Genomic DNA, 25,985 nt, shown 5'->3' with positions numbered 1-25,985 from the left:
AAAATACAAAAACTGCCCCTAACAATTCTAAAGATAAATTATCCAAAAACAAATATAAAACTAATACTGTAATGACATAAATAAAGCTAGATATTGCCATACTATAAAGCACCTCTTTATTATAACCATTTACAATTAAGCTATTTCTGCCCAACAGACCTCCAAGTATTTGAAACGGAACAAACAAAACAATCACTCTTAGTAAAGGTACTGAATCTAACATTTCATCTCCTCCAATTAAAGATATAATTAAAGGTGCACTTACTTCAACAAATAAAACATAAAGAACAGAAAGTGTTAAGCTTAAATAAATAATCTTTCTTAAGAAAAAGATATTCTTTTCTCTGCTCATTTTAGGAAATACAGAAACGCTAATTAACTCGAGAAAAGAAGTACCTACCCTAGATACTTTTAATGCTAAATCAAAATACGCAACTTCCTTATATGAAAACAAAGCTTTAACTAAAACAATATTCAAATTAGATTTTAAGGTATTAGAAGCATAAGCTAGTGCCATGACATAGGATTTAATAAAATAAAATTTCAAAGCATATAGAGGTTGCCAAAAGTATTTTATTCCTTTTTTAGCAATTATTACTTGAGAAATAATACCAGCTATTATTGCACCTGTCCCATTAATAATTGGGACCAATAAATAATCACTTTTGTCCTTGACTAATAAAAAAATAAGGCAAAGAAAAATTAATCTACTTATTAATGTAATAATTGTAATGTATTTCATTTCTTCTATTCCTTGAAAATAGTAAATAGGAAATATGAATTCATATAAGCACATCCAAATAGTCAGATAGAATAATGTTTTTTCTTCCCAAAAACTAGGTATCAAAAAAACTAATAGTGTGATTATTGCAAAGGATGTAAAGAGTAAAACGCCTTTAATTATGGTAACACTGCTAATAATTTTACTAAGCTTTTTTTTGTTTTTTTTATGAATACTAACTTCTTTGGTTGCAGTAATATTAAAACCAAAATTTATCAGTATGACAAAATAACCTATTATTGCTTGAGCATAAATAATTAAGCCATATTTTTCTCCACCTAAAACTCTAATTTAATAAGGAAAAACAATTAGAGGTATTAACAGATTGAGTAATTGAAAAATAGATAGATAAGAGAAATTTTCTATTATTTTTCTATGTTTTTTTAATTTCTCAGAATATTTTACCACTATTTTATTTTTAGAGATGAAGAACTATAATTTATAGTATTCCTTATACCATTTCACAAATTTGCCCACTCCTTTTTCTATTGGTGTTGAACTTTTATAGCCCATCCCTTTTAAATCACTAATATCCGCCCATGTTTTAGGAACATCACCAGGCTGGATAGGCAGCATTTTTTTATGAGCCTTTTTATTTAAGCTTTTTTCTATGCATAAAATAAAATCCTCCAATGTTTCTGGAGAACCTTTACCAATATTAAAAATCCTATAAGGGACCTGTAGTTTATCTTTAGAGGGGGGGGTACTAAGCGATATTTTAATACCTGAAATTATATCATCGATATAAGTAAAATCACGGCTCATCTTTCCTTTATTAAAGACATTTATACTAGAACCTTCTATAATAGCTTTAGTAAACAGAAACAAAGCCATATCTGGCCTGCCCCAAGGCCCATAAACAGTGAAAAATCTCAACCCAGTTGTTGGAATATCATACAAATGACTATATGTGTGAGCCATTAATTCATTACTTTTTTTGGTTGCAGCATACAAGCTTATTGGATGGTCGACATTATCAGGAACAGAAAAAGGGGTTTTTTTGTTTTCCCCATAAACACTAGAACTGCTTGCGTATACGAGGTGTTTAACTTTTGTATCCCTACAGCCCTCTAGTATATTCAAAAAGCCAACCAAGTTGCTTTGAACATATGCTCTTGGATTCTGAATGCTATATCTTACTCCAGCTTGAGCAGCTAAATTGACAACTTCATCAAATTTTTCTTTTTCAAATAATTTAGAAATTGCATCAGTATTTTCTAAATTTAAACGGATGAATTTAAAATTATTAAAAGAATTGCTTGAAGTTTCTTTATCAAATATCGCTGCTTTTTCTCTGTCAACCCCTAATTCTTTTAGTCGGTCAAACTTTAAGTTAACATCGTAGTAATCATTAATATTATCTAGGCCAATTATTAAGAAGTTTTCTTTGATCAAAGTTTTACATAAGTGGAACCCAATAAAACCGGCTGCTCCAGTTACCAATATTTTTTTCATGAAAATTAATTATTAAAAAATTGTGTCAGTAGCGATCTTTTAATTTTTTCTATCATATGTTAAGATTAAACTTCCTAATATTTATACCTCTCTATATAAGCCAAGAAATCAGTGGTTTTAAGACTTAAAACATTATATCAACCATCTCATTTTTTACTCTGAGTTTTTTAAAAGCTCGAATCCTTTGAGCTTAAAGTATGAAAAAGCAGGATCATTGTTGAATTTGATTCATTATGCTTGAACCTGTAGAACTCGAATCTCTTTAAATATTTTAGATGTATTGTGACGGCTGTTCAACATTTAAAATATATTGACTAAAATATTTAATCTTTCCCCACAAAACTTAAAATTCTTCTACTTAAATATCTGAAAAAGAAAAAGAGAAAATATATTCCTAAGAATATGGAAGGTATAATAAGATAAGATTGGTTGCGCTCTTCACTAAAAACTCCAAACGAGGAATCAATAATTTTTAAAACTTCATCATTAGAAGACATTCGATTTCTAAGTGATAAATCATTAAGTAACAACTCTTGCTTTTGGTTTAATAGTTCTTTTAAGTCTTGACTACCCGAAAAATTAATTGCATTATTATCTAACTTAGGGAGTGTATTTTCTTTTTGGTCCTTAAGAATACTATCGATTTGAGTTCTGATTGCTTTATTTTGTTGTAGCCGTTCTTTGTAACTTTCTAAGGTAGCAGTCTTAAGTTCATTATAATAAGAATTACTTGCCAAATGGTCATATAGTCGATTAGAAATCTTCTCATTATAAGCCTGCCCCTCGATGTATATTTTAATTTTATGGGTTGTGTATTCATTGATATTGATCTCATCGCTTAAAAAAGAAATATTACCGAATTCATCTAACAGAAGCTCAAAGGTTTCTTTATTTTCCTTAGATTTATTTACAAGTCCATACACATCGATCACAGGAACTACTTCAATTTCTTTAACTTTATCATAATGTTCTCCAAACAGATCTTTTATGTATAAACTATCGCCAGCTTTAAGCTTTAAGTTTATAGAATTCACTTTGCTGTAGAGATATTCAGTGCTGCTGTAGTTCGTTTTCACCAAAAACTGATTTGAAAATATAGATTCTGATGTAGATTTCAAATATAACTGTAAACCAACTCCTATAACTATTAGTCCAGCAAGCACAAACTTATGCTTCCAAAAAAACTGAAATATTTGGATAATTCCTATTAGAATAGACTTAAAAAAAGACTTTATTTTTTCAAAAACGACGCCTAAGTCAATTTCGTCTGAGGCATTTTGTGAAGTTTGTTCTGACATTTAAATATGGATGAAATTAGTTGTGCAAATTTAGTAAATCTTTCACATTATAAAGATGCATAAGGTTACAAAAAGGTTGCGTCTATAATGGTACTATTTTAGTAAGCTCTATCTTTTTTCCCTTCATAAAAATTCATAAACGCTTTGTTCACTACCTTATTGCCTCCTTTTGTAGGATAATCTCCAGTGAAATACCAATCGCCTAAGTTTTTGGGACAGGCTTCATGGAGTTTTTCTACGGTTTGGTAAATTACTTTAACTTCTGAGGTGATGCTCTCATGACTTAAAAGTTGGGCGATTCTTTCTGAAACTTCCTCGTAAGTGAAAGGGTCGTAAACTGCTTTAACGTAGTTTTCCTCGGCCTTGGTAGTCTGTTCTATCTGCTGCTTGCATTTCTTATATACAGCATCCATAGTGTCTTGATATATACCGTGCTCCTTAAGCAAAGACACTGCTGCTTGAAAAGCAATAAAATCTTCCAAATTAGCCATGTCAATACCATAACAGTCTGGATATCTAATCTGTGGTGCCGAGGACACAATAATGATTTTCTTTGGTGACAAACGGTCTAGCATCTTCAAGATACTCTTCTTTAAAGTGGTCCCTCTAACTATACTATCATCTATCACCACTAGATTGTCTGTAGGTTTTACTACTCCGTAAGTCACATCGTAGACGTGGGCTACCAGATCATCTCTACTGCTATCCTGTGTGATAAAAGTACGGAGCTTGACATCCTTAACGGCTATCTTTTCAGTTCGTAACCGTAAACTAAGTATATCTGAAAGTCGTTCATCCGTCAGATTTTCTTTTTCTTTTAAAATCGCTTCATTTTTTTGACGATTCAATTCGTCTTGGGCCGCTTCAACCATCCCATAGAATGAAGTCTCTGCTGTGTTGGGAATATAAGAAAATACAGAGTTCATCGTATCATAATCGATAGCCCTAAGAACTTCCGGCATTAATAAGCGACCTAGTTTTTTTCGTTCTTTATAAATTTCAGCATCACTCCCTCTGGAGAAATAAATCCTCTCGAAAGAACAGGCCTTACGTACTCCTGGCTCCAAAATAGTTTTAAAATGAACTGAACCGTCTTTTTTGGTAATAATCGCTTGCCCAGGTTCTAGCTCATGAACATCCTCATAATCGACATTAAAAGCGGTCTGTATCACTGGTCGCTCTGAAGCCACTACCACCACTTCATCATCTTTATAGTAATACGCCGGACGAATACCGTTGGGATCTCTCAATACAAAAGAATCACCATGTCCAAGCATACCTGCAATCACATAACCACCATCCCAATCTTTGGAGGACTTTTTGAGAATTTTGTGCACTTTCAATTGTTCCACAATATGAGGAGATGCTTCTTTCTTATTATAGCCTTTTTCTTTTAACTTTTTGTATAACTTTCCTACCTCAGAGTCGAGGAAATGACCTATTTTTTCCATCACCGTGACTGTATCGGCTTTTTCCTTGGGATGCTGTCCCAGCTCTACTAAGTTTTGAAATAACTCGTTAACATTAGTCATATTGAAGTTACCAGCAACAATTAAGTTACGATGCATCCAGTTGTTTTGTCTCAAAAAAGGATGGACACTCTCTATACCGTTTTTACCAAAAGTACCGTAGCGAACATGTCCTAAGTATACCTCCCCTAAATAAGGAAGATTTTTCTTTTGTGAATCGATATCCTCAAGAATCTCAGGATGTAACTCTACTTCCGCATTGATTCTTTCGTTTATTTTCTTAAAAATATCTTGGATAGGTTGTGCCTCATTAGAACGCACTCTGCTAATATAGCGATTACCAGGCTCCATATCTAGCTTAACACTCGCAAAACCAGCACCATCTTGACCTCTATTGTGCTGCTTCTCCAACATCAAATACATTTTGTTGATGCCATAAAAAGCGCTGCCATATTTCTTTTGGTAAAAAGAAAGTGGCTTTAATAGTCTTAATGTGGCTATGCCACATTCATGTTTAATAAGTTCACTCATGATGTTGTTTCCAATAAAAAAGCCCTGAATACTCAGGGCAAAGTGTTATGCTAAATTAATTTCGAATTGAGTGAGGGCTTGAAAACTCTCTAAACGTTTATCAACCTCATCTTTATTCAGTTCCAGCATTCTTTCAGTTCCAAATTTCTCCACACAAAAAGAAGCTAAATTGGAGCCATAAATGACTGCGTTTTTCATATTTTCAAAGGAGATATCTTTAGAATTGGATAAGTAGCCTACAAAACCTCCTGCAAAGGTATCTCCAGCTCCAGTTGGGTCAAAAACTTCTTCCAAAGGTAACGCTGGTGCAAAAAACATTTCTTCTTTATGAAATAACAAAGCACCGTGTTCACCTTTTTTGATGACTACATAATCTGGACCCATATCTCTTATTTTTCTAGCGGCTTTTACCAGTGAATATTCTCCAGACAATTGCCGAGCTTCTTCATCATTAATAGTGATGACGTCTACTTTTGAAATGACCTCTTTAAGAAGACCAAGCTCTGAGTCCATCCAGAAATTCATCGTATCCAGAACGATTAATTTTGTTGACTCCACCTGTTCGATAACACTCATCTGCACTGCAGGATGTAGATTGCCTAGCATGACGATATCCGCATCTTTAAAATGGTCTGGAACAACTGGGCTAAAATCTGCCAAGACATTCAGTTGAGTATCCAACGTGTCCCTAGTATTCATATCATTATGGTAACGGCCACTCCAGAAAAAGGTTTTTCCGCCTTTTACGATTTTTAAGCCATCGATATTGACGTTTCTATCTGTGAGTAAATCAAGGTAATCTTGCGGAAAGTCATTTCCAACCACAGATACCACACCACATTCTACATCAAATTGCGAAGCACTAAGGGCTATGTAAGTCCCAGCACCACCTAGTATTTTATCGGTTTTTCCAAATGGAGTCTCTATCGCATCAAAAGCTACAGTTCCCACTATCAATAATTTACTCATCTTAATTTTATTTTTTTGCAAATATAGGTTTTCTTATAGAATCCCCTCATGATTTTAAGGGAATGGATTTGAGTTATCAATACCTCATTAGACCCTTACTTTCTCCCAAAATCAGCAGGTATTTCACCCCAAGATTTAGTTTCCCATTTTAAGACAGGTCGATTGATCGTGTTTTTGTTTAACCACACTTCTGCACGTTTTACCAATTCAAACAACTCTGCATTCTTAGAATTAGGCTCAAGTTTTGTCTTGCACTTTTTTTGCCGAATCCAAGACATTGCAATTTTGGAATCTGTGTAGATAGGTAAATCGCTTTTTTTCGATTTTAAAAATGCCAAACCATGGACTAAGGCTAAAAACTCACCTATATTGTTAGTCCCATTTGGAAAAGGACCCATGTGGAAAAGCACCTGTTTGGTTTTGGTCACCACGCCGCGGTATTCCATTTTACCAGGATTACCGCTCGAAGCTGCATCTACAGCTATAGAATTCCATTCAATACCCTCCGTACTTAGTGACTTCGGTGCTTGTTTTTGTTGCTTCTTGTAGTTGAAAAAACCAGTATTATAAGCGTCTTTAGCCTCAAGCAATGAAGCAAAGGACTTATACTTTGCTTTTGGATAGTTTTGGATTTTTACTTTGCAATCTTGCCAAGACGTATAGATTCCTGGCTCATAACCTTCCCAAACGACATAAAACTTAGACGATTTGCCCATAGCTATTTAAGTAAATCTTCAATAACTTTAGGATAATGAATGTACTCAAGTTCATGAATTTTTTCTTCCAAGCTGTTTACATCCTCGTTATGCTCAAGTGCTGTTTTAAACTGTGCAATGATTTCCCCCTCATCATAGTTTGCATTTACATAATGGATAGTAACGCCACTTTCTACTTCTTTGTTTTTGAGTATTCTTTTAAAAACTCGACTCCCATACATACCTTCCCCTCCGTATTTTGGTAATAAAGAAGGGTGAATGTTAATAATCTTATCTGGAAAATGAAACAAGAATGGAGAGGGTATTTTCAATAAAAAGCCAGCGAGTACAATTAAACTAGGTTGTATATCTTTGACCACGTCTAGTAAACTGTCAGAGTCGTATAAATCTTCCTTTTCAAAATGTATACATTTTATTCCCAGATCGTGAGCTCTTCTCAAAACTTTGGATTTCTTATTATTGGATAAGATATGGGACACCTCTACATTGGGATTTTCTCTAAAATGATGATATATATTTATGGCATTAGTTCCATTTCCAGAGGCGAAGACTATGATCTTTTTGACAGATATTGATTTTGAATTTTCCATTTTTAAACGATTGAATTTGAAAATTTAAACATTTCAAATCTATATAATAAAATATTATTACGTAAATTTAAACACATTTTCATCTTTAAAACTTGTTTTAAACTAAAGTTTTTTATTTTTGCCAACTGAAATTAAATATAAAAAATACAATCATGTCAGACATTGCATCAAGAGTAAAAGCCATTATCGTTGATAAATTAGGCGTTGACGAAAACGAAGTGGTTACAGAAGCTAGCTTCACAAACGATTTAGGAGCAGATTCTTTGGATACTGTAGAGCTCATTATGGAGTTTGAAAAAGAATTTGACATCCAGATACCCGATGATCAAGCTGAAAATATTTCAACAGTTGGTCAAGCGACTTCATATATTGAAGAAGCTAAAAAATAAAAAATAGTCTTATTTCATGGAATTAAAGCGAGTTGTAGTTACTGGTTTAGGCGCTCTAACGCCTATTGGAAATAATATATCAGAGTATTGGGAAGGATTAAAGCACGGCAAGAGCGGTGCTGCGCCTATAACTTACTTTGACACTAGCCTTTTCAAAACAAAATTCGCTTGTGAAATAAAAAATTTTGATGCCAAAGATTATTTCGATAGGAAAGAAGTAAGACGATTGGATAGATTTGCTCAGTATGCCTTAGTTGCTTCAGATGAAGCTATTTTAGACTCTGGAGTAGATCTTAATGTCGTAGATAAGTATCGAATTGGTGTCATCTGGGGTGCTGGAATTGGCGGACTGGAAACTTTTCAAAATGAAGTTATCAATTTTGCAAACGGCGATGGTACTCCGCGCTTCAACCCCTTCTTTATACCGAAAATGATCGCGGACATCGCTCCGGGAAATATTTCCATTAAGCATGGATTTATGGGCCCCAATTACGCGACAGTTTCAGCTTGTGCATCGTCGGCTAATGCTATGATAGATGCTTTAAATTATATCCGTTTAGGATACAGCGATATCATGGTTACTGGAGGTAGTGAAGCAGCAGTTACTCAAGCTGGTATGGGTGGATTTAATTCTATGCATGCCCTTTCCACTAGAAATGATGATCCTCAAAAAGCTTCACGTCCTTTTGATGCCAACAGAGATGGGTTTGTTCTTGGCGAAGGTGGTGGCGCTCTTATTCTTGAAGAGTATGAACACGCTAAAGCTAGAGGAGCAAAGATTTATGCTGAAGTTGTTGGAGGAGGAATGTCCTCTGATGCTTACCACATGACGGCCCCTCATCCGGAAGGAATTGGTGTTATTGCCGTGATGAAGAATTGCTTAGAGAATTCTGGCCTCAAGCCAGAAGATGTAGATACCATAAATACTCATGGTACTTCTACCCCTTTAGGTGATGTTGCAGAACTGAAAGCTATTAAGCATGTTTTTGGAGATCATGCCAAAAATATCAACATTAACTCTACAAAATCCATGACTGGTCATTTACTTGGAGCCGCGGGAGCTGTTGAAGCAATTGCTTCTATTTTAGCAATGCAAAACAGCCTTGTTCCACCAACGATAAATCATGAAACGCCAGATGAAAATATCGACTCTGAATTGAACTTGACGTTGAATAAGCCTCAAGAACGAAAAATCAAAGTCGCTATGAGCAATACGTTTGGGTTTGGGGGGCATAATGCTTGTGTCGCTTTTAAAAGTATGGATGATTAAGTTATTCGTTTTGAATGAGATTTTTTAAACAAATATTAAGCGAATCCCGTTCACATAGAAACGGGATTTTTTTTAAAAAAATACAACGCATTATAAAGGTTAAACACAAAAATTTATCTATTTATAAGCAAGCCTTTACTCACTCTTCTCTTAAGCTCAAAGACGATGAAGGAAAATTCATTAGCTATGAGCGTTTAGAGTTTTTAGGAGACTCTATTCTCGGCGCTGTCATATCTACCTATCTCTTTGAAAATGCTCCACATGGGGATGAGGGGTACCTCACCAAGATGCGATCTAAAATCGTGAGCCGGAAAAGTCTCAATTTACTAGGGGAAAGCTTCGACCTTGCAGACCTTACTTTATCAGAAATTCCTGTTGAAAAAATGGGTAAAAACATCAATGGAAACTTATTTGAAGCTCTAATTGGCGCTATTTATGTAGACAAGGGTTTCAAAGACTGCGAAGCTTTTATTTATAAAAAAGTGATTCGAGAAGATGTAGATTTAGCAAAACTTGAAAAACGAGTGATGAGCTATAAAAGCCTAATGATCGAATGGTGTCAAAAAAACAAGTTCCCCTTTGAATTTGTAATTGAAGATGACTTTGGTAAAGATGAAGAAAAACATTTTGCTGTTAAACTGATTATCAATAACGAAATCTCTGGAAAAGCTAGGGAAACTTCTAAGAAAAGGGCAGAGGAGAAGGCTTCACAACGAGCTTACTTTTCTTTCCAAAACGAAATTAGATCTTAAAAATCTTTCCACGAAAACGTTTTCTTTAGTGCACATTTTGGAATAAATCCGAATAGGATTGATGCATCTTGTTTTGTTTCATATCTTTACAAGTAGTCTTATCCTGAAATGAGTTTGATCGAATTTATTTAAAGTCATGAAAAAGAAAAAAATCTGTTTATCTGACTTTGACATTTACGATTACAAATTGATTGGTATTCACTCGCAGTTGGAACCACATAGGATAGCATACCTTATTAATTCTAAACTTGATATTAGTTTTAATAGAATGGAAAAGGACTTGGATTTGAAGTTAACTTCCAAAAAAGTTAGCTTCCCAATATTTGAATATTTTAATCAAGAATGGGATACGAAGTCTTTTTTGATATGTAATAAAGTAAACGACCAATATATAGATATTCCATCGAGCAACTTGTTTACTGAAGAAGATTTAGTCCAAGTAGAGTATTTGTTGAAGGACCATAAACAAGTTGATTACTTGATGAAGATTAATGATGAACTCAATATTTTTAATCCTCAAATTATCATCGATAAACTGTTAAGCGTAAAACAAATTTCAATGGCTTATGCTATTGAATCTAAGAAAATAAAATACCCAGAACACTTAATTTTAGAGTAATGAAAACATCAAAGAAAACAAAGATAGTATCAACACTAGGGCCATCCACTAGCAAAAAAGAAGTTCTTAAGGACATGCTAGATGCTGGTGTCAATATTTTTAGAATCAATTTTTCACATGCAGATCACGATGATGTTAGGGAGCGTGTAAAAATGATTAGAGACCTCAACGACGAGCACGGTTATAATGCTGGAATTCTTGGTGATTTACAAGGTCCTAAACTTCGTGTTGGGATTATGAAGGATGAAGTGGTTGTTGAGACTGGTGATGAAATCATATTTGCGACTGGCAAAGAATTTGAAGGTACTAAAAGTCGGGTATTCATGAATTACGATACCTTCCCTCAAGATGTTAATCCAGGAGAACAAATTCTATTGGATGATGGAAAGTTGATTTTTGAAGTACTAACTACTGATAGAAAAAGTGAAGTCAAAACCAAAGTAATCCAAGGAGGCCCTCTTCGTTCTCGCAAAGGTGTGAACCTTCCAAACACGAATATTTCACTGCCTGCACTTACCGAAAAAGATGTTAAAGACGCTATTTTCGCCTGTGAACTTCAAGTGGACTGGATGGCTTTATCTTTTGTAAGATTTGCAAGTGATCTAAAACAACTTCAGAAGTTGATTAAAAAACACAGTAAGCACAAAATTCCTATTATTTCTAAAATAGAAAAACCTGAAGGGGTAAAGAATATCGATAAAATTATTGCCTACTGCGATGGATTGATGGTCGCTCGTGGTGATCTTGGAGTAGAAGTTCCTGCTCACGAAGTGCCGCTTATCCAAAAACAACTCGTTCTTAAAGCCAAGCAAGCCAGAATCCCAGTTATTATTGCCACTCAAATGATGGAGACGATGATTGATAGTCTCACTCCAACACGAGCTGAAGTAAACGATGTAGCCAACTCTGTGATGGATGGTGCTGATGCAGTGATGTTGTCTGGAGAAACTTCGGTAGGAAAGTATCCTGTACAAGTTATACAGAAGATGTCTCAAATCTTAAAAAGCGTAGAAAATTCACCGCTGATTAACGTTCCTCAAGAAGCTCCACAAATCAAGACGAAAAGATATATGACAAAATCTATCTGTTATCACGCTGCTTTGATGGCTAACGAAATTGATGCAAGTGCCATTTGCACCTTGACCAATTCTGGTTATACAGCTTTCCAAATCTCGGCTTGGAGACCCACTTCTCATGTTTTAGCCTTTACTTCCAACAAGCGTATTCTAACACAACTGAGTCTGTTATGGGGAGTGAAAGCTTTTTTCTATGATAAATTTGACAGTACCGACGTGACCATAGACGATATTAATAATATAGCTAAACAGAAAGGCTATTTGGAAAAAGGAGACTTTACCATCAATCTTGCAGCTATGCCGATTGAAGCTAAGGGTATGGTAAATACGTTGAGAATTTCAGAAATTAGTTAAAGCTTAAAGTTTTGTCATTTTAAAGGTTCTTTTTGGTGACTCTATGTCATTCTGAAAGAGCCTTTTTTTTGGCGACTGAAGAATCTAATCATGTCGAAAGCAAAAAAAATCCTCGTCCAAGCAAGAAAACTTCTCTGTCGGAATGACAATGAGATTCATCGTCCAAGCAAAAAAACTTCTCTGTCGGAATGACGACACGACTTTTTTACACTTTAACTCCTGAACCTGCTAAAACAATCACGAATTCTCCTTTTGGTTTTTTTATATCAAAATGGGCGATCATTTCTTCTAAAGTACCGTGTAGGGTCTCTTCATATATTTTGGAAATCTCTCTTGAAATGGACACTTCACGATCCGATCCAAAATGCTCGGTAAATTGCTGGAGGGTTTTCAATATCTTATAAGGCGATTCATAGAAAATCATCGTTCTATCTTCACTTGATAAGGCTTTCAAACGCTTTTGCCTTCCTTTTTTGGCAGGTAAAAAGCCCTCAAAAACAAATTTATCGTTGGGCAATCCACTATTAACGAGTGCCGGAACAAAAGCAGTTGCTCCAGGTAGGCATTGGATTTCAACGCCTTCTTCAGCACAAGCTCGAGACAGTAAAAATCCAGGATCTGAAATTCCAGGGGTGCCTGCATCGGTAATAATAGCCGTTTCTCTTCCTCTTTTAATCTGTTTCACCACAGACTCCGTCATACTATGTTCATTGTGTTGGTGGTAACTTTGCATCGGAGTGTCTATCTGATAATGCTTAAGCAGAATTCCACTAACTCGGGTATCTTCTGCAAGAATAACATTCACCGACTTCAGCACTTCTACAGCTCTAAAAGTCATATCTCCAAGGTTTCCAATGGGTGTAGGGACTAAGTATAATTTGGCCATTCTTATTCGAATTTTCGTTCCACAATTTCCATAAACCTCGCTTCAAAAACATCCTTCCCTTCCCAGTAATTGTAATCTGGTTTAATATGCTGTTGAATGAAGTTTCTCACCTCCTCAAAAGACTGCATGGTATTCAATTGAGAAAGAACTCGGTTGTAATCATCGGTAATTCCTCCAAAAAGGTGTTTGGTAAAAGCTATCTTATCGTTAAGACCTATCTTAATCCCTTTTTTCAACTTGTCGTTTAAAGAGCGTCTATCTTTATGATTATAATTCAAGTTGGATTGAACTCCCTCTGGCGGTGCAGAATCTGTTTTTGGTGCTGGCTCCCGAGGAGTGGTTAGAGAGGTATCCTTAAACTCTTTGTGTTCTTGAACTGATGATGTTGGCTCTTCTGGATCATTTGTCTTAGGCTCAAAATCTGGCAGATCGTCAAAATGAACTCCAAAACTTTTGAAATCATCTTCAGTTGGGTTATTTTCTTTGGGTTTTCCAAAATCTTTAGTTGAAGTTTCTTGTTCCGTGGGTTTCTCTTTTTCTTCTGAAGATGCTTTCGTTTTAGAGTGGTGCTGATTTCTTAATTTTTCTAATTCAGCTAAAAGTAAATCTACTTGTTCAGACTCGGGGGGCATTTGTGAAACGATATCTTTAATTTTCTCAGTATTAGGTTCAGAAATGGGATCTGGATTATAATCCATTCCATCAGGCGTTTTGTAATGCCCGCTGTCTTCATCAATATCACTAAATTGCTGAGAGAAAACTTCCTTAAATTCTGTTTTAGAAATATCAGATTTAAGACCTCCAAAATGTAATTCAGCAAATGCTAAAATACTAAGTTTCTCATATAGAATACCAGTTTCCCTCTTCAGCTGATGAATGTCTGCTCGGTTTTTAAGCTTCAATATCCGTTCCGCCAAACTTATCAATTCGTCTTCCAAGACTCTCTTCATAATATTTTTGATTTTCTTTTTTAAAGGCCCTATAATTTTTGCTAATTTTAGCCTTGATATTCTAAAGCTAGAATATAATTATTAACGCTCTAAATTACAAAATGTTTCTCGAAAATACCGTTAATCACAAAGAGCAATTTGGATGGATCGAAGTGATCTGTGGAAGTATGTTTTCTGGTAAAACGGAAGAATTAATAAGACGTCTTAAACGCGCTAAATTTGCCAAGCAAAAAGTAGAAATCTTTAAACCTCAAATAGATAGGCGATATGATGATACTGAAGTGGTCTCCCATGACGAAAATTCTATTCGCTCTACTCCCGTTCCTGCTGCAGCAAATATTCGATTGCTTGCAGACGGCTGTGAGGTGGTAGGTATCGACGAAGCTCAATTTTTTGACGATGAGATCATTTCGGTGTGCAACGATTTAGCCAACAGAGGCGTTCGCGTGATTGTCGCTGGATTAGATATGGATTTTAAAGGAAACCCCTTTGGGCCTATGCCTAATCTGATGGCTACAGCAGAATATGTAACTAAAGTCCATGCGGTCTGCACAAGAACTGGAAATTTAGCCCAGTATAGCTTTAGGAAATCGTCCAAAGAAGACCTAGTTCTTCTAGGAGAGACCGATGAATATGAACCACTGAGCAGGGCCGCCTATTTTAAAGCGATGCTCAAAGAAAAAGTAAAGCGCATTGAAGTCAAAGATTCTGAAGAACTGTCTTCAAAAAAACCTGAATAATGTCCAAAGTATTAGAAACTCGACTTGAAATTGATCTCCAAGCTTTGGAATACAACTATAAACTCCTTAAAAGTTACTTGAGCACAAAAACCAAAATTATGGGAGTGGTCAAGGCTTTTGCTTATGGAACAGATTCCATTATTATCGGTAAACACCTTGTAAAGATTGGAGTTCAGCATCTTGCTGTGGCTTATATCGAAGAAGGTGTTCGATTAAGAAAAGCGGGGGTTGAAGCTCCTATTCTTGTGTTTTATCCACAATTGGAAGAAATTCAAAAACTAATTGACTTCCAACTTACCCCAAGTGTTTATAACCATCGTTTTTTAGAAGGACTTTGTGAAGAGCTAACTCTGCACGAAATAGATTCTTTTGGCATTCACCTTAAAATCAATACGGGACTTAACCGACTTGGTTTTGAAATTGATGACTTAAATACCATACTTCAACACCTTAAAGCCGAAAGAAAAATTAAAATGGTAGGTTTATTTACTCACTTAGCAGCCTCAGGAAATAAAGATGAAGTCGAATTTACCAAAGGACAAATTTCAAAATTTGAACAGGCCAGACAATTTTTTGAAAACCACTTGCCCTACATTTTCGAAAGTCATATTTGCAACTCTAGTGGAATTTTAAATTACCCTGAGGCAGAATACGACATGGTAAGAGCTGGCATTGCTCTTTATGGCTATGGCAACAATCCCAAAGAACATAAGATGCTAAAAGCAGTTGCCAGTCTCAAAACTGTAATTGCTCAATTAAGAACTATCCAAAAAGGGGATAGCGTGGGTTATGAACGTAAGTTTAAAGCTGAGCGAGAGACTAAAATCGCAACACTCCCTCTAGGCTATGCCGATGGTATTTCCAGAAGTTTTGGGAATGGAAAAGCACAAGTCTTAGTAAACCACCACAAAGCACCTATCATTGGTAACATTTGTATGGACACTTTAATGCTAGATGTCACAGGAATAGACTGTAATGAAGGTGATGACGTGGAAATCTTCGGAAAAAATCACACGGTTCTGGACTTCGATATAGAACAACAAACGATTCCTTACGAAGTCATCACCAGAATCTCTCAAAGAGTGACTAGAGTTTTGGTATAGATTTTATTTTAGTAACGGTAACGGCAGGCAGCAATCCATAATTGATCATTTTCATACTTGTAGACCAGTCGATGTTCTGTAGTGATTCGCCTCGACCAATACCCTTGCAAATCTCCTTTAAGAGCTTCAGGTTTTCCAATACCCTCAAAAGGAGTTCTCCTACAACTTTTGATAAGCACATTGACTCGCTTTAATAGTTTCTTGTCAACTTTTTGCCAATACAAATAATCATCCCATGATTTGGCAGACCAAATTATATTCATTAGTCAATAAGGTCTTTGATTTCACCTTTACCCTCTTCTAATTCCTTTACTGAGTCAAGTAAGACCTCTCTATTTTTGCCACTTAATAAATAGGTTGTCTCCTTAAGTGAGTTGTATTCGTCTAAGGATATTAAAACTAAATCTTTACCGTTTTTACGCTTAATAACAACATCACTCACATCATCAATGACCTTGTCAAACCAATGCTTAAGATTAGAACGAAAGTTTGTGTAGTTAACTATTTCCATATAACGAAGTTAAACAAAAGTACTCATATTCGTACTTTTTTTATTCCTAATTGTAATTATCTAATTACAAAAGATCGTATTGGAATAATAACCAGCTTCGGTTTCAAAGAAATTATGGTAATGACAATCAATGTTTTGAATTTCTGAAAAAAATAATGAATAAAAAATAAATCCTTGCAAATCATAATATAAGTGATTGGATACTTTATCAAAAGTGTTGTAATTCACCTTTAAGTTTTGAAGTGGCTTATTCAAGTAGGTGTTAAATACATTAAAATCATAATACTGGTAAACATGTGTAAACTCATGAGATAGAAAAGCATAATTATCCATTTCTGTTTTATCGAGAACAACAATATTTGCTGTAGCGGTACCACTAGCATTATAATCTTTAATGGTATGACCAGAAAAGACAAGTTCACCTGTTTCTAAGGTTCTTTCAAATTCAAAATCATGGTTAACCAAAGAGTAGGTTGTAGCAATAAATGACAGTGGCATAAGCTTATATTTGAATTTTAGCTGGTCTAGAGCATCTAGCTCCAACCGATTAAAGCCAATATTGAAATGCCAAACATCATAAAATTTACGGTTAGAAGCGGCATTTTCAACAATAGAAGTCCCCGCAGAATTAACAAACTTAGCGTACCAGCTGTATTCCCAGGCACGCTTAGATTCAATTTTTCCCGTAATACCAATTTAGCATTCAAATGTCGTGTAAAATCAGTTTCTTTTTCACTTACTAATCGTCATAAAATAGAACCGTAACTATTGCTATGCTTATATTTTTTGCCTTAAATAAATAAAAAATAATTCAAATTTTTAATGCAACATTTAAAAACTAAATTGGTACAGGTCGTTTGCTTTCAAAAATTAAATAACCTCCAGCCGCTCCTTGAGCGATGCCTTTTAATAAAACCTTATGCCCCTTTTCGTCTGGTTACTTATTGATAAGTGCTCCTACCCCACTAAAGACAGATGCAAAACCAACGTTATACAGACCCTTTCCCTATCGTTGGATTGACCATAGTGAGTCATGCTGCAAAAGAATAATGCCACGACTAAAATTAACTTATAATTTAAACAACTGAATTTCATTTTTTGCTTGATTAAAGGATAAATTATTTAGTGTGATAGTATCCATAGGGTTTAATTGAAAGTCAAAAAAATAATGCCTAGTGAGTAATACATGATTAATCACTAGATCAAAATAACTTTTCATTTTTATAAACTATTATCCAACCTCGAGGATAAAACTTAACTTTACAGTCAACACAAATTATGGAATCTACAGATCTCGACATACAGGTAAAAACGCTTCCAGAAAGTCCTGGGGTTTATCAATATTACGACAAAGACGATAGGATTTTATACGTAGGCAAGGCCAAAAATCTTAAGAAAAGAGTCTCTTCTTATTTCAACAAACAACATGACAGTCATCGCATTGGGGTGATGGTTAATAAAATAAAAAATATCAAGCACATCGTTGTCGATTCTGAAATGGATGCTCTTCTGCTTGAAAATACCCTGATTAAAAAACTGCAGCCACGTTTCAACATTATGTTGAGGGACGATAAAACGTATCCCTGGCTGTGTATTAAAAATGAACGCTTCCCGAGGGTTTTTCTAACGCGGCAAATCATAAAAGATGGAAGTGAATATTACGGACCTTACCCGAGTTTAAGAACCGTAAAAACAATTTTAGGATTGATTAAAGGTCTCTTCCAACTTAGGACCTGCAACTACGATTTGTCCAAAGCCAAAATCGATAACGGCAAGTACAAAGTCTGCTTAGAATACCACCTTGGAAATTGTAAAGGACCTTGTGAAGATCTTCAAGATGAAGACGAATACATGAAACAAATTGAAGCTATCCGAAATATCGTAAAAGGTAACCTTAAAGATTCTCTCAAAGATTTTAGAGAGCAAATGGGTCGTCTCGCAGAGGACATGCGATTCGAAGAAGCTGAAAAGGTGAAGCGAAAAATAAGCACACTAGAAAAATACCAGTTTAAATCTACAGTGGTTAACCCCAGAATCAATAATGTAGATGTCTTTTCTGTCGTAAGTGATGAAGGGTATGGGTATGTTAATTTTATGCAATTATCTCATGGAGCCGTTGTAAGATCGCATACCATTGAAATGAAAAAGAAGTTAGATGAAAGCGATGCTGAGCTTCTAGAATTAGGGATCACAGAAATAAGACAACGTTTTGATTCTAGGTCTCCAGAGATATACGTGCCTTTTGAAGTCGTAGCAGGAGAATATGTAAGAGTCACCGTTCCAAAATTGGGAGATAAAAAAGCAATTGTAGAGCTTTCTATACGGAATGCCAAGTATTTCCGCATGGAGCGGTTTAAACAAATGAAGATTGTTGATCCAGATCGCCATACCAACCGGTTGATGGCTCAAATGAAAGAAGATTTAAGGTTACATGAAGAACCAAGGCATATTGAATGCTTTGACAACTCAAACATTCAAGGCTCCAATCCTGTTGCTGCCTGTGTCGTCTTCAAAAACGGAAAACCCAGTAAAAAAGATTATAGAAAATTCAATATAAAAACCGTGGTGGGGCCAGACGATTTTGCGTCCATGGAGGAAGTCGTTTATAGACGTTATAGGCGATTGCTAGAAGAAGATGAACCTTTACCGCATCTGGTTATTGTAGATGGAGGAAAAGGCCAACTCTCCTCTGGGGTGACTGCTCTGGAGCGATTGGGATTACGTGGTAAAATCCCGATTATAGGGATTGCAAAACGTCTAGAAGAGTTGTTTTATCCAGGAGATCAATACCCCTTATATCTTGACAAAAAGACGGAAACTTTAAAGATTATCCAGCAGTTAAGAAATGAGGCCCACAGGTTTGGGATCACCTTTCATAGGAATAAACGAAGTAAAAGTGCGATTGGCACAGAATTGGAAGAAATTACAGGAATTGGAGAAAAAACATCCATAGAGCTTTTGCAAAATTTTAGATCCATTACTAATGTGAAAAAAGCAAGTCTAAAGGAACTTAAAGATGTCATAGGAAGTTCTAAAGCAACTATTATTCACTCATATTATCATACTCAAGATGAAACTTAAACTTCTTTTTTTCCTATTCCCTGTTTTTCTTTTTGGGCAAGACATAGGCTTATACAAGCTGGATAGTCTTAAGCGACTCCATAAAGACTTGAAGGTGGGCTTAGTACTGAGTGGTGGTGGAGCAAAGGGCTTAGCACATATTGGTGTTTTAAAAGTGATTAAAGAAGCTGGGATTCGTATAGATTATATAGGAGGCTCGAGCATGGGAGCTATAATTGGCGGTTTGTACGCTTCCGGCTACACCACTAGACAATTGGACTCCATTTTTAAAGTTATAGATTTTGGAGCTTTAATTCAAGATGACTTGCCTAGGCAAGCTAGGAGTTTTTTTGAAAGGAAAGAGGCCGAACGTTATGTGCTTCAACTTCCTTTTGACAATTTTCAAGTTAATCTACCTTCAGGTTTATCCAAAGGCCAAAATATCTACAACCTCTACGCACAGCTTTTATCGCATATGGAAGAGTCCGATTTTAGTCAGCTCCCAATTCCTTTCTTTTGTATAGCTACCAACATAGAAAATGGAGAGCAAGTACTTATTGAAGAAGGAGACCTTGCAACGTCACTCTCTGCAAGTGGAGCAATTCCAACACTATTTAGTCCTGTTTTTATAAATGGTATGATGTTGACCGATGGCGGAGTGATTAATAATTTTCCTGTTGAAGAAATGCGTGCAAAGGGAATGGATATTATTATAGGGATAGATGTGCAAGATGACTTGCGCAGTAAGGAAAACCTAAAAAGCGGTTTTGAAATTCTTACTCAAGTCAATAACTTTAGAACCATAAGAGCTGCCGAGGAAAAAAGCCTTAAAACTGATCTTTATATACATCCCAACATCGATGATTTTACGGTCCTCTCTTTTGATCAGGGAGAAAAAATTATAAAAAATGGGGAAGTCGCTGGTAGAGAAAAAATAAATACTCTTGAGTTAATAGCACAAGCCCAGAATAAAACTAACGCACCGCGACAAACCATCCAGCTTAATGATAGCATTGCTATTGGAAAGATAGATATTGTTGGCAATAATAAGTTTCCAAGAAACTACATCAGAGGTAAATTGAAAGTAAACACTTTCGAAAAAACAAGCTTTAAAAAACTAAATGGGGGTCTTAATAATTTAACCGCTACAGGAAGTTTTAATAAAATCAACTACGAGCTTATTCAAAATGGAGAATTTAAAGACTTGAGATTGAAGATTTTTGAGAGTGAACAAAATACTCAGCTAAGGTTTGGAATTCACTATGACCAGCTTTATAAAACCAGTTTTTTAGCCAATCTTACCAAAAAGAGTTTCTTTCTCACCAATGATGTTATTTCTCTAGACCTCATTATTGGCGATAATCTTCGTTATAATTTTAATTATTATATCGATAAAGGACGCTATTGGAGCATCGGTGTTTCTTCACGATATAATCAATTTGATGATGATATTAATTTTGAATTTATACAGCGGAATGTAGGAGTAGAAAATCCTTTGAACTTGAACAAAGTTCGTTTAAAAAACAAGGATTTTACCAATCGCATTTTTGTGGAAACCTTCCTTACTCAAGGTTTTAAATTTGGTGTTGGAGCAGAGTATAAATTTCTCGAGGCCACTACAGAGACCTTTATACAAGATCCTGAGGTAAACGAGGCACAAACTATCATAGAAAAAAACAACTTGTTTAGCACCTATAGCTATGTGAAATTTGATACTATGAACGATAAATTTTATCCCAGTTCTGGATATTTGTTTACTGGCCAAATGAATGTATACTTCCCGGTTTTTGAAAATTATTCCGAGTTTGCCATCGTTAAAGGTGAAGCGGGTTATGCACAAGCCCTCTTCAACAGAGTCTCAGCTTATATAGGCTCAGAGCTTGGATTTAGAACAGGTAATGAAGACTTAGCTGGCTTAAATTTTTTCCTTGGTGGTTTTGGAAATGAGCCCATCAATAATTTTAAACACTTTTTAGGCTACGACTTTTTTACGCTATCCGCCAATTCATATATCAAAGGAATTTTGCAGGTTGATTATAATTTTTACAAAAAAAATCACCTCCTCTTCACCGCAAACTATGCCAACGTAAAAGATGATCTATTTTCCTCTGGAAACTGGGTGAGTACTCCAGATTTTTCTGGGTATGGAATTGGATTTGGATCCCAAACCATTTTAGGCCCTGTGGATTTAAAATATACCTATTCTCCAGAAACAAATGAAAACCAGTGGTTTGTAAGTATTGGATACTGGTTTTAATCGTGACTCAAGTCCTGAGAAAAATTCCGCTCTAAAAGAAGTTTTTTTCAAGCAAATATTTATTAATAACAGTATCCTGTTTTAAATTACATCTATTTTCACGATATTTGAATAAATTGTAATTATCATGCCTTTCTATCATAAACTTGGTAAAATTCCACATAAAAGACACACCATCTTTAAAAAACCTGATGGCTCTTTATATCGAGAGCAGCTTTTTGGAACCATAGGTTTTGACGGGATGTCCACCAATAGCTATCACGAGCAACACCCTACACAAGTCAAAAAAATACTAGGGAGTAAAGATTTGACTCCCAAAATTGCTGTGGACACCAATTTAAAGTCCTATAAGTTTCATGGATTTAAAACCAAACCTCAGCCAGATTATCTAGACAGTAGAACCACCGTTTTACACAATGCCGATGTCAATATAATTCTGGCAGCCCCAACTGAATCTTCCAAAGACTATTTCTACAAAAATGCAGATGCAGACGAATTACTTTTTATCCATAAAGGGAAAGGAAAACTAAGAACCCATCTGGGTAATCTGGATTTTGGATATGGCGACTACCTTCTCATCCCAAGAGGTGTTATCTATAAAATTGATTTTGAAACTGAGGATAATCGCTTATTCATCGTAGAGTCAAGACGACCAATTTACACCCCAAAGCGCTATCGCAATTACTTTGGGCAACTGCTAGAACATGCCCCTTTTTGCGAAAGGGACTTAAGGCAGCCTTATGAATTAGAAACCAACAATGAAAAAGGGGACTTTCTAATAAAGATTAAAAAAGAAAATCAATTGTTCGATATGGTATATGCCTCTCACCCTTTTGATGTAGTTGGCTATGATGGATATAACTATCCTTATGCGTTTTCAATCCATGATTTTGAGCCCATTACAGGAAGGGTTCACCAACCACCACCCGTTCATCAGACCTTTGAGACCGACGCTTTTGTGGTGTGCTCATTTTGTCCTAGATTATTTGATTACCATCCAGAAAGTATACCAGCACCCTACAACCATAGTAATATTGATAGTGATGAAGTGTTGTATTATGTCGATGGAGATTTTATGAGTAGAAATGATATTGAAGCTGGTCATATCTCGTTACATCCTTCAGGGATTCCTCACGGTCCACATCCAGGGGCTGTAGAGCGAAGTATTGGCCAAACTAAAACAGAAGAATTAGCTGTAATGGTAGATACCTTTAAACCTTTAAAGATAACTGGAGAAGGCATGGCCATTGCCGATGATAGCTATCATAAATCTTGGCTAGGAGATAAACATTAAGGCTTTGCTTTGCGTTAAGGATTGTCGAGAAAAGCTTTCTGAATTTGGCGCTAGAAGTCGTGTTGGACTTGGCGACTAAAAGAAGCCAAAGGACTACTCTAGACTTGCTAAGCCTAATGAAGAAACTTGAAACAAAAGCCTAACCCTCCCCAACTCGTTAGGGAGGGGAACGCCCAAAACATATAAATTAACGATTAAAAACCTAAACTCATGAGCACAGATACAACTAGTCAAAAATTAACCAAAGTAAATCTTGAGGCTGAAGATTTCCTTCCTATTCTAGGAACCGATTTTGTAGAGCTTTATGTAGGAAATGCCAAACAAGCAGCCTACTATTACCAAACGGCATGGGGCTACCAGCCTGTAGCCTACGCAGGATTGGAAACGGGAAGAAAAGATTCTACTTCCTATGTTTTGCAACAAGGAAAAATAAGGTTAGTACTGACTAGCCCAATGAGCGATGGTGGCGATATCAATCGACATATCAACGAACATGGTGATGGGGTGAAATTTGTATCTCTTTGGGTAGATGATGCTGCAAAGAGTTTTGAGGAAACGGTAAAGCGTGGGGCAAAACCTTATGTAGAGCCTTACACCATTGAGGACGACAATGGTAAAGCTGTTATTTCTGGTATACATACCTATGGAGAAACTATTCACTTGTTTATCGAGCGAAAAGACTACGAAGGTCCATTTTTACCTGGATACAACGCATGGACCAAATCTTACAAAACCGAAGGTGTAGGCCTAAAATACATCGATCACATAGTAGGAAATGTAGGCTGGAACGAGATGAATAAATGGGTTGATTTTTATGCTGAAGTGATGGGATTTGTTCAATTATTATCTTTTGATGATAAAGATATTTCCACAGAATATACGGCTCTGATGAGTAAAGTGATGAGCAACGGAAATGGAAGAATAAAGTTTCCTATCAACGAGCCAGCCAAAGGAAAAAAGAAGTCACAAATTGAAGAGTATATCGATTTTTATAATGGTTCTGGCGTTCAACATATTGCTCTAGCCACAGATAACATCATTGAAACCGTGACCGAACTCCAAAAAAGGGGGATTGAATTTTTAAACATTCCTGAAACCTATTACGACACTGTTTTGGACCGTGTAGGAGAAATAGACGAAGATTTAGCGCCGCTCAAAGAACTTGGGATCTTAATTGATAGTGATGATGAAGGCTATTTGCTTCAAATTTTCACCAAACCTATTTTGGACAGACCTACTATGTTTTTTGAAATTATTCAACGTAAAGGAGCGCAATCTTTTGGAAAAGGAAACTTTAAAGCTTTATTTGAAGCTATTGAAAGAGAACAGACCTTAAGAGGAACACTTTAAATTAGTTTTACACCAATTTAAATTTATAGTGTCGTATAAATAAATTAAATTATTTTGTGATTGATTGAAGTTAAAAATAATTAGCATAGCCTTAGTTACCGTAATTATTTTTGATAAAAAGCAGGCAAAAAAGAAGCAATTTATTCCGAAAATATAGGTTTACATTGGTACTACAGTACATAAAGCGAAAGTCTCCCCTTAATTGTCTAGGCTTTCGCTTTTAAAAGTATCCTGAAATAAAGGCATGCTAATTGCTTATATTGAAATTTGAATAGACATCCTATCTTTATGAAATTTTTCCTAAGCCTTGTTATTGCCTTTGCAAGTGTTTTTTGCGGTTACAGCCAGTCTGCATATGAAGATGGAGAGTGGTTGAGCTTCAAAATAAAATACGGATGGTTTAATACTAGCAAAGCCACTCTTGAAATAAGAAAAACCAAACTATACAATGAGGATGTTTATCACATTATTGGCAATGGCAAAAGTGTTGGCTTGTTGGATGTATTTTTTAAAGTGAGAGATCGATATGAAACCTATGTTAACCAAGATGGACTTCCTGTAAAGTTTATAAGAGACATTAATGAAGGAGGTTACAAAAAGCATAAAGAACTCTACTTTGATCACGACTCACAACGGGTTAAAGTCGTAGATTATAAACGCGGTACAACAGAGTCTTTTGATTTTGAGCTAAATACTCAAGATATGCTTTCTGCATTCTACAAACTCAGGAACAGTATTGATATTGAAACCTTGCAGATTGGTCAAGAATTTCGCTTGAACATGTTTTTTGATAATGAAAACTATGATTTTAAAACTAAGTTTCTAGGTTATGAAGTCTTGGATTCTAAATTTGGAAAAGTAGCCTGCTTAAAATTTAAACCATACGTTAAGGCAGAACGTGTTTTTGAAGCTCAAGAAAGCTTAACATTTTGGATTACCGCAGATGAAAACAAAATTCCATTAAAAATTGAAGCAGAGCTCTCTGTAGGTTCTTTAACCGCGGAGCTTGACGGATTTAAGGGTCTTTCCCATTCGTTTGAAGTTATATTAGATTAAATGTATATTCAAATTTTGAGCCTATTGTCATTTCAATTTTCATTAATTTACTTTTAAAATCAGATTCTTATTGGTATAATTTCTACAAGAAACCTCAAGTAGAGAAAAAGCTTGTTCAGCAACTGTAATACCAAATTAAACCTATAATGTCGCACTAAATTGTTTTACCGATATGAATCCAGCACAGGCTTTTTTCGCCCTATTTTTATCAAAAATAATTACCGTGACTAAGGCTATATTAATTATTTTTAATTTCAATCCATCAAAAAACCTGTGCTGATCTACGTCGTAGTATAATTCAATTTATTTATGCGACATTATAAATTTAATTTGGTGTAAGGCGATGGATTTGAAACTCATAGCGGTACTCAAGTGTAACTCAAAGTATGGAGCGATCCAAAAAAGAAGGCAGAAATACCACTTCTCCTTTCTATGATTTTAGTAAATATTGAAAATGAAAAAAGAGAGCTGATTTTTAACAGGAAAATACTGTAATACCAATTTAAACT

General features: G+C 35.4%; 24 protein-coding genes. 12 read left to right on the top strand and 12 right to left on the bottom strand.

Annotation, left to right across the window (positions count from 1 at the left end; genetic code table 11):
- From CXF67_RS00920 to purN, 7 genes are all read right to left on the bottom strand, one after another.
- A partial coding sequence (locus CXF67_RS00920) for an oligosaccharide flippase family protein (RefSeq protein ID WP_257984533.1) occupies positions 1-1,018 on the bottom strand: 1,018 nt, incomplete at its 3' end.
- 195 nt (positions 1,019-1,213) lie between these two features.
- Positions 1,214-2,236: an NAD-dependent epimerase gene (locus CXF67_RS00915; protein WP_102087032.1), complete on the bottom strand. Its 1,023-nt coding sequence runs from the start codon at positions 2,234-2,236 to the stop codon at positions 1,214-1,216.
- Positions 2,237-2,559: 323 nt separating this feature from the next.
- Positions 2,560-3,534: a hypothetical protein gene (locus tag CXF67_RS00910; protein WP_102087031.1), complete on the bottom strand. Its 975-nt coding sequence runs from the start codon at positions 3,532-3,534 to the stop codon at positions 2,560-2,562.
- 98 nt (positions 3,535-3,632) lie between these two features.
- Positions 3,633-5,534: an amidophosphoribosyltransferase gene (locus CXF67_RS00905; protein ID WP_102087030.1), complete on the bottom strand. Its 1,902-nt coding sequence runs from the start codon at positions 5,532-5,534 to the stop codon at positions 3,633-3,635.
- 45 nt (positions 5,535-5,579) lie between these two features.
- Positions 5,580-6,503: a PfkB family carbohydrate kinase gene (locus CXF67_RS00900; protein ID WP_102087029.1), complete on the bottom strand. Its 924-nt coding sequence runs from the start codon at positions 6,501-6,503 to the stop codon at positions 5,580-5,582.
- 95 nt (positions 6,504-6,598) lie between these two features.
- Positions 6,599-7,219 (bottom strand): ribonuclease H1 domain-containing protein, encoded by a 621-nt coding sequence (locus tag CXF67_RS00895; protein WP_102087028.1) that lies wholly within the window; start codon positions 7,217-7,219, stop codon positions 6,599-6,601.
- Positions 7,220-7,221: 2 nt separating this feature from the next.
- A complete protein-coding gene (gene purN / locus CXF67_RS00890; protein WP_102087027.1) occupies positions 7,222-7,809 on the bottom strand; it encodes a phosphoribosylglycinamide formyltransferase in 588 nt (195 codons plus the stop codon).
- A 152-nt stretch (positions 7,810-7,961) separates the two neighbouring features.
- Between purN and CXF67_RS00885 the strand changes: the two genes are divergently transcribed.
- The 5 genes from CXF67_RS00885 to pyk all read left to right on the top strand — a co-directional run bounded on the left by CXF67_RS00885 (position 7,962) and on the right by pyk (position 12,269).
- Positions 7,962-8,198, top strand: coding sequence for an acyl carrier protein (locus CXF67_RS00885; RefSeq protein ID WP_003443663.1), 237 nt, complete (start codon positions 7,962-7,964; stop codon positions 8,196-8,198).
- A 16-nt stretch (positions 8,199-8,214) separates the two neighbouring features.
- Entirely contained in the window at positions 8,215-9,468 is a 1,254-nt protein-coding gene (fabF, locus tag CXF67_RS00880) for a beta-ketoacyl-ACP synthase II (RefSeq protein WP_015024450.1), read from the top strand.
- A 14-nt stretch (positions 9,469-9,482) separates the two neighbouring features.
- Complete coding sequence (gene rnc, locus CXF67_RS00875; RefSeq protein WP_102087026.1) at positions 9,483-10,220, top strand: ribonuclease III; 738 nt, start codon at positions 9,483-9,485, stop codon at positions 10,218-10,220.
- A 136-nt stretch (positions 10,221-10,356) separates the two neighbouring features.
- Positions 10,357-10,839: an IPExxxVDY family protein gene (locus CXF67_RS00870; RefSeq protein ID WP_102087025.1), complete on the top strand. Its 483-nt coding sequence runs from the start codon at positions 10,357-10,359 to the stop codon at positions 10,837-10,839.
- Positions 10,839-12,269, top strand: coding sequence for a pyruvate kinase (gene pyk, locus CXF67_RS00865; protein ID WP_102087024.1), 1,431 nt, complete (start codon positions 10,839-10,841; stop codon positions 12,267-12,269). The genes CXF67_RS00870 and pyk overlap by 1 nt, the downstream gene beginning before the upstream one ends.
- 205 nt (positions 12,270-12,474) lie before the next feature.
- Here pyk and rsmI read toward each other — a convergent pair whose 3' ends face one another.
- Both rsmI and CXF67_RS00855 read right to left on the bottom strand, forming a co-directional pair.
- A complete protein-coding gene (gene rsmI / locus CXF67_RS00860; protein WP_102087023.1) occupies positions 12,475-13,155 on the bottom strand; it encodes a 16S rRNA (cytidine(1402)-2'-O)-methyltransferase in 681 nt (226 codons plus the stop codon).
- A 2-nt stretch (positions 13,156-13,157) separates the two neighbouring features.
- On the bottom strand, positions 13,158-14,105 hold the full coding sequence (locus tag CXF67_RS00855; RefSeq protein ID WP_102087022.1) for a hypothetical protein: 948 nt from the start codon (positions 14,103-14,105) through the stop codon (positions 13,158-13,160).
- A 101-nt stretch (positions 14,106-14,206) separates the two neighbouring features.
- Between CXF67_RS00855 and CXF67_RS00850 the strand changes: the two genes are divergently transcribed.
- Both CXF67_RS00850 and alr read left to right on the top strand, forming a co-directional pair.
- A complete protein-coding gene (locus tag CXF67_RS00850; RefSeq protein ID WP_102087021.1) occupies positions 14,207-14,845 on the top strand; it encodes a thymidine kinase in 639 nt (212 codons plus the stop codon).
- A complete protein-coding gene (alr, locus tag CXF67_RS00845) occupies positions 14,845-15,948 on the top strand; it encodes an alanine racemase (protein WP_102087020.1) in 1,104 nt (367 codons plus the stop codon). Before CXF67_RS00850 ends, alr begins: the two co-directional genes overlap by 1 nt.
- An 8-nt stretch (positions 15,949-15,956) precedes the next feature.
- Here the strand turns inward: alr and CXF67_RS00840 are convergent, their stop codons facing one another.
- Genes CXF67_RS00840 through CXF67_RS00830 form a run of 3 tightly spaced genes read right to left on the bottom strand, consistent with a single transcriptional unit; the run spans position 15,957 to position 16,957 of the window.
- On the bottom strand, positions 15,957-16,211 hold the full coding sequence (locus CXF67_RS00840) for a Txe/YoeB family addiction module toxin (RefSeq protein WP_102087019.1): 255 nt from the start codon (positions 16,209-16,211) through the stop codon (positions 15,957-15,959).
- A complete protein-coding gene (locus tag CXF67_RS00835; RefSeq protein WP_102087018.1) occupies positions 16,211-16,459 on the bottom strand; it encodes a type II toxin-antitoxin system Phd/YefM family antitoxin in 249 nt (82 codons plus the stop codon). The genes CXF67_RS00840 and CXF67_RS00835 overlap by 1 nt, the downstream gene beginning before the upstream one ends.
- A 60-nt stretch (positions 16,460-16,519) precedes the next feature.
- Entirely contained in the window at positions 16,520-16,957 is a 438-nt protein-coding gene (locus CXF67_RS00830; RefSeq protein WP_257984532.1) for a hypothetical protein, read from the bottom strand.
- Between the two features lie 780 nt (positions 16,958-17,737).
- Here CXF67_RS00830 and uvrC point away from each other — a divergent pair.
- From uvrC to CXF67_RS00805, 5 genes are all read left to right on the top strand, one after another.
- Positions 17,738-19,540, top strand: coding sequence for an excinuclease ABC subunit UvrC (gene uvrC, locus CXF67_RS00825; RefSeq protein WP_102087017.1), 1,803 nt, complete (start codon positions 17,738-17,740; stop codon positions 19,538-19,540).
- A complete protein-coding gene (locus CXF67_RS00820; RefSeq protein WP_102087016.1) occupies positions 19,530-21,776 on the top strand; it encodes a patatin-like phospholipase family protein in 2,247 nt (748 codons plus the stop codon). The genes uvrC and CXF67_RS00820 overlap by 11 nt, the downstream gene beginning before the upstream one ends.
- A gap of 127 nt (positions 21,777-21,903) precedes the next feature.
- A complete protein-coding gene (locus tag CXF67_RS00815; protein WP_102087015.1) occupies positions 21,904-23,070 on the top strand; it encodes a homogentisate 1,2-dioxygenase in 1,167 nt (388 codons plus the stop codon).
- 210 nt (positions 23,071-23,280) lie between these two features.
- Positions 23,281-24,420 carry a 4-hydroxyphenylpyruvate dioxygenase gene (gene hppD, locus CXF67_RS00810; protein ID WP_102087014.1) on the top strand — a complete coding sequence of 380 codons (1,140 nt, stop codon included), beginning with the start codon at positions 23,281-23,283 and terminating at the stop codon, positions 24,418-24,420.
- Positions 24,421-24,708: 288 nt separating this feature from the next.
- Positions 24,709-25,476, top strand: a complete 768-nt coding sequence (locus CXF67_RS00805) for a DUF3108 domain-containing protein (RefSeq protein ID WP_102087013.1) — start codon at positions 24,709-24,711, stop codon at positions 25,474-25,476.
- Positions 25,477-25,985: the final 509 nt, after the last annotated feature.

It is taken from the genome of Psychroflexus sp. MES1-P1E, assembly GCF_002836055.1.
Lineage (GTDB): Bacteria > Bacteroidota > Bacteroidia > Flavobacteriales > Flavobacteriaceae > Psychroflexus.
This window is presented reverse-complemented; position numbering and strand designations above follow the sequence as displayed.